Origin of the sequence: Streptomyces avicenniae, from assembly GCF_000719135.1 — a bacterium.
Lineage (GTDB): Bacteria > Actinomycetota > Actinomycetes > Streptomycetales > Streptomycetaceae > Streptomyces > Streptomyces avicenniae.
The window spans coordinates 55,625-67,231 of record NZ_JOEK01000008.1; the positions used below are offsets into that span (position 1 = coordinate 55,625).

General features: G+C 72.2%; 10 protein-coding genes. 3 read left to right on the top strand and 7 right to left on the bottom strand.

Annotated features, from left to right (window positions below):
* Positions 1-82 precede the first annotated feature (82 nt).
* From IF27_RS14065 to IF27_RS14080, 4 genes are read right to left on the bottom strand one after another with little or no spacing between them, the layout of a single operon-like run.
* Positions 83-955 (bottom strand): NAD-dependent epimerase/dehydratase family protein, encoded by an 873-nt coding sequence (locus tag IF27_RS14065; protein WP_052849909.1) that lies wholly within the window; start codon positions 953-955, stop codon positions 83-85.
* Positions 952-1,845 (bottom strand): carbohydrate ABC transporter permease, encoded by an 894-nt coding sequence (locus IF27_RS14070; protein ID WP_052849910.1) that lies wholly within the window; start codon positions 1,843-1,845, stop codon positions 952-954. The genes IF27_RS14065 and IF27_RS14070 overlap by 4 nt, the downstream gene beginning before the upstream one ends.
* Positions 1,842-2,843, bottom strand: a complete 1,002-nt coding sequence (locus IF27_RS14075) for a carbohydrate ABC transporter permease (protein WP_052849911.1) — start codon at positions 2,841-2,843, stop codon at positions 1,842-1,844. Before IF27_RS14075 ends, IF27_RS14070 begins: the two co-directional genes overlap by 4 nt.
* On the bottom strand, positions 2,840-4,219 hold the full coding sequence (locus tag IF27_RS14080) for an ABC transporter substrate-binding protein (protein WP_223291054.1): 1,380 nt from the start codon (positions 4,217-4,219) through the stop codon (positions 2,840-2,842). The genes IF27_RS14075 and IF27_RS14080 overlap by 4 nt, the downstream gene beginning before the upstream one ends.
* A gap of 131 nt (positions 4,220-4,350) precedes the next feature.
* Between IF27_RS14080 and IF27_RS14085 the strand changes: the two genes are divergently transcribed.
* The 3 genes from IF27_RS14085 (at position 4,351) to IF27_RS14095 (ending at position 8,793) form a co-directional block, all read left to right on the top strand.
* Positions 4,351-5,637: an enolase C-terminal domain-like protein gene (locus IF27_RS14085; RefSeq protein WP_052849912.1), complete on the top strand. Its 1,287-nt coding sequence runs from the start codon at positions 4,351-4,353 to the stop codon at positions 5,635-5,637.
* Positions 5,638-5,744: 107 nt separating this feature from the next.
* Positions 5,745-7,331 carry a GH39 family glycosyl hydrolase gene (locus IF27_RS14090; RefSeq protein ID WP_052849913.1) on the top strand — a complete coding sequence of 529 codons (1,587 nt, stop codon included), beginning with the start codon at positions 5,745-5,747 and terminating at the stop codon, positions 7,329-7,331.
* Positions 7,332-7,596: 265 nt separating this feature from the next.
* The gene (locus IF27_RS14095; RefSeq protein ID WP_052849914.1) at positions 7,597-8,793 is read left to right on the top strand and encodes an ROK family transcriptional regulator; all 1,197 of its coding nucleotides are present in this window, start codon (positions 7,597-7,599) and stop codon (positions 8,791-8,793) included.
* 26 nt (positions 8,794-8,819) lie between these two features.
* On the opposite strand, the gene IF27_RS14100 is transcribed toward IF27_RS14095, so the two are convergent.
* From IF27_RS14100 to IF27_RS31060, 3 genes are all read right to left on the bottom strand, one after another.
* A complete protein-coding gene (locus IF27_RS14100; protein WP_052849915.1) occupies positions 8,820-9,932 on the bottom strand; it encodes a SagB/ThcOx family dehydrogenase in 1,113 nt (370 codons plus the stop codon).
* Positions 9,933-9,993: 61 nt separating this feature from the next.
* Positions 9,994-11,073, bottom strand: a complete 1,080-nt coding sequence (locus tag IF27_RS14105; protein WP_052849916.1) for a hypothetical protein — start codon at positions 11,071-11,073, stop codon at positions 9,994-9,996.
* A 114-nt stretch (positions 11,074-11,187) separates the two neighbouring features.
* On the bottom strand, positions 11,188-11,334 hold the full coding sequence (locus tag IF27_RS31060; RefSeq protein ID WP_190232949.1) for a hypothetical protein: 147 nt from the start codon (positions 11,332-11,334) through the stop codon (positions 11,188-11,190).
* Between the last annotated feature and the right edge of the window lie 273 nt (positions 11,335-11,607).

Genomic DNA, 11,607 nt, shown 5'->3' on the forward strand with positions numbered 1-11,607 from the left:
GGCGGTGCGGAACGGCGTCGGCCCCCGGCAGCGTGGTCGCTGGCGGGGGCCGACGTCGGCGGGTGTCGTGTGCCCGGTGGGGTCAGGCGGTGTCCCGCCAGCGGTGCGCGGGCCGGAACCCGAGCAGCTTCTCGGCACGCTCCGTGGCGAAGAGCCCGGCGTGTCCCGGCAGGTCGCGCAGGAGCGGCACGTCGGGGAAGTGCGCCGCGAGCAGGTCGGAGGTGGGGACCTGCGCCGCGGTGTCCGGCGCCGAGACGTTGACGACGTGGTGGCCGTCCGTGTCCGCCCGCAGGGCCGCGGCGACCGACTCGGCGGCGTCGCGGGTGTCGAGCCAGCCCCACAGCTCGCGGCGGTTCCCCGCGGGGTTCGCCGCGACCTCGTCGAGCCGTGCCTGGAGGCGCGCGCCGTCGCCGACGAAGGGGAAGCGCAGACTGATCGTCGGCGTCCCCCAGCGGCGGGTGGTGAAGGCCGCGACCTCCTCGGCCAGGACCTTGGAGAGCCCGTACGCGTCCACGGCGAGGGTGGGGTGGTCCTCGTCGATGGGGAAGTGCGCGGGCGTCAGGTCGCGGTCGGCCCAGGCGAGGCCGAGCGCGGAGAGGCTGGACGCGGTGACGATGCGCCGCACGCCCGCGCGGGCCGCCTGGTCGAGGACGGTGTAGCTGCCCAGGACGTTGGTGTCCAGGATCTCGGTCTCGGGGAACCCGCCGGGCGACGGGATCGCCGCCAGGTGGACGAGACCGGCCACGGGCCCGGTGGGGCCCGTCAGGCAGGTGGCGACGAACTCCGGGTCGCGGATGTCCCCCACCAGGTGACGGCCCGCGCCCGGCCCGGCGGGCACGCGGTCGGTGCCCGTCACGGCGAAGCCTGCGGCCGTGAGGTGCGCGGCCACGACCTGGCCGATGACACCGGCGGCCCCCGTGACGAGCACGGGGTCGCCGGGGCGGAGCGCGGTCATCCCTTGACCGCCCCCATGAGGCCGTTGACGAAGTAGCGCTGCGCGCTGAGGAAGAGGAGCACGATGGGTACCACCAGGATGAGAGCTGCTGCCATGAGGGTGTTGTACTGCACGACGCTCTCGGACTGCATCGCCTGGAGGGCGATCGGCAGGGTGTACGAATCCGGGTCGTTCAGGGAGACACGGGTGAGCTGGTACTCGTTCCACGTCGGGATCGCCGTGAGGAGCGCGATGGTGATCAGCGCGGGCCGTGCCAGGGGCAGGTAGATGGACGCGAAGACCCGCAGCTCGCCCGCGCCGTCCATCCGTGCCGACTCGCGCAGCTCGGACGGGACGGTGGAGAACGCGTTGGTCAGCAGCAGGACGGCCAGGGGCGCCGTGCCGTTGACGAACGGGAGGACGAGGCCCCAGTGCGTGCCCAGGATGTTCAGCTCGTGCTCCAGGAGCACGATGGGCAGCAGGGTCACGACGCCCGGCACGAACAGCAGCACCAGGAAGAGCCGGTACAGGGCCGTGCGGCCGGGGAAGCGCAGCACGGCGAACGCGTACGACGCGGCGGCGTAGACCACGACCACCAGGACGGTGGTCAGCAGCGTGACCTGGAGGCTGTTGCGGAAGTAGTCGAAGAAGTGGAGCTGGCTCCAGGTGTCGGAGAACGTCTGGAGTGTCGGGTTGCGCGGGATCAGGTGCCCGCCCTCCAGCACCTCCTCGTTGTCCTTGAACGCCGCGGAGACCATCCACGCGAACGGGTAGAGGCTGATGGCGGCGTACAGGGCCAGGAGGAGGCCGACGACGCTGCGGGAGATGATGGTGCGAGGGTTGCGCGGCGCGCGTTCCTTGCTCGGTGCGCCGGTGGCACGGCGCGGGGTGGAGACGGCGCTGGCGCTCATCCCAGCCTCCTCATGGCTCGCTGGTTGACGAAGGCGACGATCAGCGCCACCACGAAGAGGATCCAGCCGAGGGCGCTGGCGAGGCCCAGGGTGGGGGCGAGCTCGTTCAGGAAGGCGAGGCGGTACGTCTCGAGGCCGAGGACGTTGGTGGCGTTGCCGGGACCGCCGTTGGTCATGATCAGGAAGATCTGGAATCCCTGGAGGGAGTCCCTCAGGTTCAGCAGGACGATCACGGCCGTGATCGGGCGCAGCAGGGGCCACACGACGCTGAACTGCGTGCGCCACCAGCCGGCGCCGTCCAACTGGGCGGCTTCCAGGAGGGAGCTGTCCATGGTCTGGAGGCCGGTGAGGAACAACAGCATCGCGACCGGGACCGCGGACCACACCATGACGATGATCAGGGTCGGCAGGGCGGTGTCCGGGTTGCCGAGGAAGCCCTGCGGCTGGGAGAGCGAGCCGAGGCCGACGCTCTTCAGCAGCAGGTTGAGTGCGCCGTTGGGCTCCAGGATGTACTGCCAGGCGAAGTAGACCGCGATACCGGTCGTGACGTACGGCAGGAAGTAGATGGAGCGCAGGACGCCGCTCAGCCGCTTGACCGAGTTGAGGACGACGGCCAGGGGGAACGCGATGGCGACGGTGAGCACCGGCACGGCGATCATGACCCACAGCGTGTTCCACGCGGCGTCGTGCACGATCGGCGAGTAGACGGGGCTGCGCCACAGGAGGTCGGCGTAGTTGTCGAAGCCGACCCAGTTCCAGTCGGGCCAGAAGCCGTTCCACTGGGCGAAGCTCAGCAGGAAGCCGTAGCCGACGGTGTACAGGCCCATCACCGCGAAGAGGATCACGGCGGGGGCGATGAAGGCGAAGCCCCAGAGGGCTTCCTTGCGGCGCGACCGGCGGGCGGCCGGGCTGGACGGCGGCTTGACCTTGCGGTTCTTGCCTGACGTGCCGTCGGGGCGGCTGGTGAGCCGGGGTGTGGGTGTGACGTTGACGCTCACCGATTCTGCTCCGACCAGTAGGACTCGATCAGGTTTGCGAGGTTACGCCCGGCATCGGCCGGATCGCCCCGGTCGAGCGGGGTGAAGTCGGCCAGTACCTCGCCGACGCGTGCGGAGTCGTACGCGTTGGGCCGGTAGCTGGTGTCCGCGGCGTGGTAGGCGTTCTCGTCCGAGCTGAGGGACGCGGCCATGGCGCCCAGGACGGGGCCGACGGCGTCCTCCGGGTTCGGGCCGAGGTCGTTCGGGGGCAGGTCGAGCGCGTTGCGCGCGAAGTCCTGGGCGACGTCGGTCTGCGACAGGAAGCGCACCCAGTCGAGGGCGCCCTCCTTGTTGTGGGTGTCCTTGGTGACCGACAGGCCGGTGAGGGCGAACGGCGCGAGGCCCATGTCGGGGATCGCGGCGCCCTCGGGCGGCGGGACGGCGAAGGTCATCGCGTTGTCCGGGTCGAAGCCGTTCGCCTCCAGGAAGGCGAGGGTGAACGTCCCGCCGACGTCGAAGGTGGACTCGCCGTGGGCGAACGAGAGGTCGGCCTCGTCGATGCTCAGGGACTGCGTGCCGGGCGTCCAGTAGGGCTGGATGCGCCCGTACTCGGTCAGCGCGGCGACGCCGTTCTCCGAGCCCCAGTTCGCGGCCGGGTCGTCGGAGAAGAGGTCACGGTAGGGCTGGTCGCCGAGCATGCCGTAGGCCATCGGCTGGAGCAGCCACTCCAGGCCGGTGGACGGGGCGCGGAAACCGTTGGCGATGCCGCCGTCGTCCGGGCGGGCCTGGCCGACCGCGTCGAGCATCTCGATGAACTCGTCCCAGGTGGCCGGGGGCTCGGTGTAGCCCACCTCGGCCAGCCGCTCCCTGTTGGCGTAGACGATGCCGAAGGTGCCGATGGTGAGCGGGACGCTGAACCGCTGGCCCTCCTCGACACCGAGCCACTTGGATCCCGGGGTGAGGGAGTTCTCGTAGTACTCCTGCGTGACCATGCCCTCGTCGGCCACCGCCGGGAGGTACTGGTCGGTCCACTCCTCGTCCACGACACCCGAGAGGTCCTCCAGCAGACCGGCCCCACCGAAGGTGTGGTCGTCGCCGTTGGAGTGCACCTCAAGGATGTCGGGCAGGTCGTTGGTACGCGCGGCGGCGGCGACCTTGGTCAGGAACGCGTCGTCGGGCGTGATCGCCTGGATCTTGACGGTGATCCCGGTCTCCTGCTCGAACTGCTCGGCCGCCTGTTCAAGAGCCGGTACATGGGACTGCTTGAACGTCCACATCTCCAGCTCGTCGGGCGACCCGCCGCCGGTGCCGCCACACGCGGCGAGCACCGCGGTCATGGTGACGGCGGAGGCCAGGGCCACACTTCGCCGCGCCAGGCGGCGGGGGTGTCCAGTCACGTCGTTGGGCCTTTCATCCTGGCGCCGTGCACGGGGCTGCGGCGTGCCCCGGAACCTAAATCGACTTGATGTACTGTGTCAATGCTCGTCACACGCCGAAATCTCGTCGAAACCCGATGTGGAGACGTCCCATGGCACCTGAAGCCCCCGGAACCCCTGTGCCGCTTGCCCTCGCGCCCTGGTCGGGAGCCGATCCGTCACCGAAGGTGACCGGCGTCCGCACCTTCCTGTGCGCCCCCCAGGGCTGCCCCTACGTGATCGTCCGCGTCGAGACGGACCAGCCGGGTCTCTACGGCCTCGGCTGCGCCAGCGACCCGCAGCGCACGGTCGCGATCCGCGAGATCATCGACTCCTACCTCGGCCCGATGCTCACCGGCCGCGAGAGCGGCGACATCGAGGACATCCACCGGCTGCTGATGAACAGCGCCTACTGGCGCGGCGGTTCCATGGCCTCGAACGCCCTGGCCGCGATCGACGTCGCGCTGTGGGACATCAAGGGCAAGGTGGCCGGGCTGCCGCTGTACTCGCTGCTGGGCGGCCGGGCCAGGGAGGCGGCCGACGCCTACACGCACGTGGACGGCGACGACGCGCACGAGATCGCCGACAAGGTGCTCGCCGCCGTCGAGCGCGGCTACCGCCACGTGCGCGTGCAGGTGTCGGTGCCGGGCTCCGACACCTACGGCGCGGCCCCGGCGGACGAGGCCGAGGCGCGACGGCGCCGGCTGCGCGCCGGGACCTGGGACTCCACGACGTACCTGCGGCACGTCCCGCCCGCGCTGCGCAAGGTCCGCGAACTCGTCGGCTCGGGCGTGGAGCTGCTGCACGACGTGCACGAGCGGATGACGCCCGCGCAGGCACGGAGCCTGGTGCACGCGGTACAGGACGCCGAGCTGTTCTTCCTCGAAGACGCGCTGGCGCCCGAGGACATCGCCTACTTCCCGCAGCTGCGCGCGGCGGGCACGACGCCGCTGGCCGTGGGCGAGCTGTACGCCGACCCGTACACGTACCTGCCGCTGCTGGAGCAGCGCGCCATCGACTTCGCGCGCATCAGGATTCCGACCCTGGGCGGCCTGACGCCGGTGCGCAAGCTCGTCGCGGCGTGCGAGATGTTCGGGGTGCGGACGGCGCCGCACGGGCCAGGCGACGTGAGCCCGGTCGGGATGGCGGCGAACGTGGCGCTGGACATCAGCTCCCCCGCGTTCGGCGTGCAGGAGGCGGCGCGGTTCACGGACGCGACGCGTGAGGTGTTCCCGGGTGCGCACGTCCCGGAGGGCGGCGCGCTGCGGCCGACGTCCGCGCCGGGCCTCGGCGTGGACTTCGACGAGGCGCTGGCGAGGAAGTACCCGGTGACGGCGCCGCTGGAGCACGACAGGTGGGCGCTGCTGCGCAACGCGGACGGCAGTGTGCAGCGTCCCTGATCGGGAAGCACGCAAGCGGTTACCCCCTCCTTAAATCCATCATCTTGATTTATTCTGTTCCCCCGCACCGGGCCGCCCGGCCGGGACGCACCACCGAAAGGAACACCGTGTCCGCACCCATCACACTGACCGTGGACGCCACGGCCGACGGCTCTCCCCTGGACCACTTCTGGAGCAGGGTCGTGGGCGCGGGACGCGCCAACGAGGGGCTGCGGGCCGACTGGCAGGCGCAGTTGCGGACGGCCAGGGAGGAGTGCGGCTTCGACTACGTACGCTTCCACGGCCTCTTCCACGACGACATGTTCGTCTACACCGAGCGCGAGGACGGCACCCCCGTCTACAACTTCCAGTACGTGGACGCCCTGTTCGACGCGCTCCTGGAGACCGGGGTGCGCCCGTTCGTGGAGTTCGGCTTCAGCCCGCGGGCCCTCGCCCGCGAGACGGAGACCGTCTTCTGGTGGGGCGCCCACGGCGCGCCGCCCACCGACCTCGCCCGCTGGGGCGAGCTGATCGACCGCACCGTGCGCCACTGGGTCGCCCGCTACGGCATCGACGAGGTCAGCCGCTGGTACTTCGAGGTGTGGAACGAGGCCAACCTCTGGGGCTTCTTCCACGGCACCCGCAGCGAGTACTTCGAGATCTACCGCGTGACGGCGCAGGCCGTGAAGGCCGTGGACCCGCGGCTGCGCGTGGGCGGCCCCGCGACGTCCAACTTCGTCCCCGACGAGCGGTTCGGCGGCGAGAACGAGGACGTGGAGCGCCGTATCGTCGCCGGGCGCGACGACATCGACTCGCTGGAGTGGCGGCCGGTGTGGGTGGAGGCGTTCCTGGAGTTCTGCGCGCGCGAGGACCTGCCCGTGGACTTCGTGTCCACCCACCCCTACCCCACGGACTGGGCGCTGGACGAGCACGGCCAGGGCGAGAAGCTGACGCGCGGCAAGGACGCCACCCCGAAGGACCTCGCGCTGCTGCGCGACCTCGTGAAGGCCAGCCCGTTCCCCGACGCGGAGATCCACCTCACCGAGTGGAACTCGTCCTCGTCCCCCCGCGACTTCACGCACGACACGCTGCCCGCCGCCGCGTACGTGGTCCGCTCGGTGCTGCACTCGCTCGGCACCGTGGACTCGCTCGCCTACTGGACGTTCACCGACGTCTTCGAGGAGGGCGGCGCGGGCGACACGCTGTTCCACGGCGGGTTCGGGATGATCACGCTCCAGGGCGTGCCGAAGCCGACGTTCCACGCCTACCGGATGCTCGCCGCGCTCGGCGACACGCTGCTGACGCGCACCGAGGACGCCGTCGCGACGCGTGAGGCGGCGAGCGGCCGGATCACGGCGCTCGTGCACCACTACCCGGTGGAGGAGCCGCTGTCCGTGCCCGCCTCGTTCGACGACCGCACGGTCGCGGACACGACGCAGGGCAAGGGCACGCCGCGCGACCTGGTGCTGACCGTGGACGGCCTGCCCGCCGGGGCGCGGTTCTCCGTCGAGGTGCTGGACGGCGGCCACGGCGACGCGCTGAGCGCCTGGCGGGCGATGGGCGCCCCTGCGGAGCCCACCCGCGAGGAGACGGCGGAGCTGGCGCGGCTGGCGCGGGCCACCGACCGGTGGAGCGCGGTGGCCGGTGCGGACGGCACGCTGCGGGTGGACCGGACGCTCGCGCCCTGGTCCCTCCTGCTGCTGCGGCAGCTCTGACCATGGCCTCGTCGGGCGCCCGCCGGAGGCGGACCGGCACCGCGACCGGGGGAGACGGCGGTAGATTGGCGCCGTCACTCCCGGGAGGCGGACCGGGCCGCGCGCCGGCGGACGCCACGCCGCCCGGCCAGGGCACCGACCCCTGGCACGGGCCAGGCGCGGCCCGCGGCTGTGTGGGAGGCCGCCGCGCCTCCGTCCCGACCCACCCGTCAGGCCCGCGGGCCGACGGGCGCACCGACCTTTCCGCGGCCTGGAGGACAGCGTGATGGGCACTCGACAGACAGCGATCCGGCGCGGCACCAACCTGCCGCGCATGGGTGACTTCAACGAGTCCGTGGTCCTGGACGCGATCCGGCGCGTGCCCGGCGGGCTGAGCCGCGTCGAACTCGCCGAGTCCACCGGCCTGTCCGCGCAGACCGTCTCCAACATCTGCCGCCGTCTGCTGGACCACGGGCTGGCCCTGGAGACCGGCAAGAAGAGCTTCGGCAGCGGCAAACCGAGGACACTCCTGCGGGTGAACGCGGAGGCGCGGTTCGCCGTCGGCGTGCACCTCGACCCGGCGGTCATCACGTACGTCGTCCTCGACCTGCTGGGCAACGTGGTGGCCCATCTGCGCGTGCCGACGCCGCCGGTGGCCGACCCGGAGCAGACGCTGAGCGGGCTGAGCGAGTCGATAAGGCAACTCATCGAGGAGTCGGGCGTGCCCGCCGACCGGCTGCTGGGCCTCGGCATCGCGGCGCCGGGGCCGGTGGACGTGGCGGCAGGGCTGGTCGTGGACCCGCCGGAGCTGGAGGGATGGGGCCGCGTCCCGCTGCGCGACTACCTCGCCGAGGAGACGGGCCTGCCGGTCGTGATGGACAAGGACGTCATCGCGGCGGCCATCGCCGAGCGCTGGGCGGGCGCCGCCGCGCACAGCGGCAACTTCCTGTTCTTCTACCTGGGCACCGGTTCCGGCATGGGCCTGGTGGTCGAGGACACGGTGCTGCGCGGCGTGTCGGGGAACGCGGGCGAGGTCGGCGGTCTCGGGGCCGCCTGCACGACCCGCGGCATGGTGGACGAGGCGATCCATCTGGGCGTGCTCAGCCACGACTTCACGCCGATCGGGCCGCGCGACGCGGAGCGCAGCCTGGCCGAGCTGTGCCGCCTGGCCGCCGAGGGGAACGCCACGGCGGGCGACATCATCGACCGGCAGGCCGTGCGCGTCGGGCGCGGCGTGTGCGCGGCGGCGACGCTGGTGGACGCGGAGCTGATCGTGTTCGGCGGGCCGATCTGGCCGCACGTGGCCGACCGGTTCCTGCGGATCGTCCCGGCGCTGGTGGAGAAGTCGCCGTTCGTGAAGAGTCTGCACCCGACGCGCGTGACGAGCACGGAGGTCGGCGACGACGTGGGCGCGGTCGGCGCGGCGTGCCTGGTGCTCGACAGGACGCTGTCGGCGCAGCCGCAGTCGCTGCTGCTCGCCTGACGGGCGGGGGGGGGCGGCGCGGGCCGTCAGAACGTGGCGGGCGGCTCCTGCGGTGTCCTGATGGACAGGGGCAGCCCGTCCGGTCCGCGCAGCGGCACACCGCAGGCGAGGGCGAACGTCGTGAACTCGGCGGGGCTGTCGAGGCCGAGGAGCGCGTCCGCCTCGGTGTCGCGGATCGCGCCGGTCAGGGACGCGCCGAGGCCGAGCGCGGTCGCCGTCATGGAGAAGACCTGCGCGACGTGCCCGACGTTCTGGAGCAGCAGCTTGTAGGCGCGCGGGTGGCGGTACTTCCAGGACATGCGGTGCGAGACGGCGGCCGTGAGCACGCCGAAGGCCGCGTGGCGGAAGAAGCCCTGGCCGTACGTGAGGTGTTCGAGCGTGTCGCGTCCGGCGTCGGGGGCGACGGGTTCGAGGCCGTGGCGCACCGGGTCGTAGTGGTAGAGCCCGGGCCGCACCCCCGTGACGTGCAGCACGAAGACGAACGCCTCCGTCTCGTGCCGCGCCCCGCCCGACGCGGCGGCGCGCAGTTGGAGGACGCCCATCGGCCCGGCGTCGGCGAAGCGCAGGGGCGCGAAGCAGTAGTGCAGCATGTCGGAGAACGTGTCGAGGCCGATCGGCTCGTCGGCGAAGTCCCGGTGCGTGCGGCGGCGTTCGAGGACGTCGCGGTAGGGCACGTCCATCGCGGCGCGCACGCGGGGCAGCAGCAGGATGCGGTCGGTGCGTGGCGCGCGGACGGCGGAGGGGCGGGGGCGTGACGCGATCTCCTCCAGCACGTCCCGCAGGTGCGCGGGGTCGTCGGAGCGTGAGCCGACGAACGGGGTGTCGCGCGTCTGGTTGTGCAGGCTCCAGGCGGTGACGCCCCAGGCGTCCCAGGGGATGCCTGGCTCGGCGGCCGTGTCCTCCTTGGGCACGAGGAATCCGGCGCGCGCGAGGTGGGCGACCGCGCCGGGCGCGGCCACTCCCCCGCCGTCGGGCGTGACGCCGTCGCGGGCGGCGAGGAGGAGGTCGGCGATGTGCGGCTGGACGTGCAGGCGGGTGGGCAGCCGGGGGCTGGAGACGACGAGCCCGGCGGCGGTGGCCTCGATCACCAGCGGGTCCACGGCGTACAGCAGGTCGCCGTCGCCCGGTGTCTGCGTCATCCTCGGGGGTCCCTTCGCGGTTCCTGACGCGGCCTCCGCGCCGGTGGGGTGGTGCGGCCGGTCATACGGCGGCGGGTGTGTCGGCGGCGAGCCGTTCGCGGACGGCGTCGGTGAGGTCGCCGGGGACCGGCGCGCGCTCGTCGGGCGGCACCACGCGCGGCGGGCGGCCGAGCCGTGCGCGCACCACGCCGTCGAGGACGGGGTCGTCGGCCGTCGCCCGCTGGGCGGCGAGTTCGCCGACCAGGGTGCGCGCGATGTCCGGCAGGGCGGCGCGTGTGGCGGTGAGGGCCAGGTGGCCGAGCCAGCGCAGGGGGGTGACGGTCGAGGCGAACGCGCCGTCGAGGGACGTCCTGCGCGCGGCGAGGGCCGTGACGAGGGTGCGGGCACGGTCGCGGCCCGTGGTGTCGTCCGCGTGCGCCGAGTCGGCGGCGATGTGCAGGAGGCGGACGTACGTGAGGCGCGCCGCCGTGGGCGAGGTGGCGTGGTCGAGGGCGGCGGGGGTGAGCACGGGCTGCGTGCGCGCGTCCACGAGCCAGGGCGCCTCGTCGGCGTGCTGCACGGTCCGCTCGCGCGGGATGTCGGGCCACAGGGCGCGGAAGCGGGTGGCGGCGGCGAGGAGGCGGTCGTACTGCCGGTGGCGCCACAGGATCTGGAGCGTGTCCTGGACGACGATGTTGCGCACGACGGAGCGGTCCAGCAGGCCGTCCTCGGTGAGGCGGCGGACGGTGACGGTGTCGTACGTCAGGTCGGGCAGCACCACGCCGCGTCCGGCGACGAGCGGTTCGAGGGCGGCCAGGTCGCGCAGCGCCTCGTCGGCGAGCGCGGGCGTGTAGCCGCGCAGCCGGATCAGGTTGACCTGGGGCTGGAGCGCGAGGACGGTGAAGCGCGGGCCGAGCGGGGTGCCGTGCCGGGCGCGCGCGTACGCGATCTGGTCGAGGCAGAGGCGGCGGGCCTCGGCGGCCGATCCGGAACGGAAATGGAGAAGCGCCAGAAGATTGCACGCGCGATACAGCTCTTCTGGTTCGCCGCTGCCCAGGAGTTCCCGCACGGTGCACAGGGCGGCGGCGCGTCCTGCGGGCGCGCGCCTGGTGTCGGAGAGAAAGCCGAACGGTGTTCCGCCGTGGTTCGTCGCGGCGCCCATGGGAATTCCTCCGTGTCGGGGTCGCTCCTCGCGGGAAAGGCACGGTGCACCGGCCGTACGACGGACGGGAATCCGTCATACGGCCGGTTCGGAAGTACTTTTCAGTGTTCCGTGTCAGCAGCCGAAGTTGATGTCGAGGAACGGCGCCTCGACGGGCTGCGCCTCACGGATGCCGTGGCCCTCGACGTCTTCTTCGGCCTCCTCGACCTCGGCGGCGGCGGCCTCGATCTCTTCCTTGCCGGGCTCGTTCTGTTCGGTCATGACGTCCTCCGTTGACTGGCCAACTGATGGAGACTGACATGGTGCAGGGCAGAGCCATTGCGCTGGTGCGTGTGTGACACAGGGGTATCCGCTATCCGGACATGATTTCCGCGCCGGGTCTTCGGTGTCCCCACACACGACCGGGCGCCGCCGGATACGGCGCAGTTCAGATTCCTCCGGTGAAAGAACACTGTCAAGCGGTCCGGTGGAAAGCGATCGGGCGACATCTGAGCCGCGCTATTCCCAAATGGGCGCGGGGCGCGGCGAGTTGCA

What these genes read in the sequence shown, in the direction of transcription:
- IF27_RS14065 (WP_052849909.1), bottom strand. Translation starts at nt 955, where the DNA reads ATGACCGCGCTCCGCCCCGGCGACCCCGTGCTCGTCACGGGGGCCGCC.
- IF27_RS14070 (WP_052849910.1), bottom strand. Translation starts at nt 1,845, where the DNA reads ATGAGCGCCAGCGCCGTCTCCACCCCGCGCCGTGCCACCGGCGCACCG.
- IF27_RS14085 (WP_052849912.1), top strand. Translation starts at nt 4,351, where the DNA reads ATGGCACCTGAAGCCCCCGGAACCCCTGTGCCGCTTGCCCTCGCGCCC.
- IF27_RS14095 (WP_052849914.1), top strand. Translation starts at nt 7,597, where the DNA reads ATGGGCACTCGACAGACAGCGATCCGGCGCGGCACCAACCTGCCGCGC.
- IF27_RS14100 (WP_052849915.1), bottom strand. Translation starts at nt 9,932, where the DNA reads ATGACGCAGACACCGGGCGACGGCGACCTGCTGTACGCCGTGGACCCG.
- IF27_RS14105 (WP_052849916.1), bottom strand. Translation starts at nt 11,073, where the DNA reads ATGGGCGCCGCGACGAACCACGGCGGAACACCGTTCGGCTTTCTCTCC.
- IF27_RS31060 (WP_190232949.1), bottom strand. Translation starts at nt 11,334, where the DNA reads ATGACCGAACAGAACGAGCCCGGCAAGGAAGAGATCGAGGCCGCCGCC.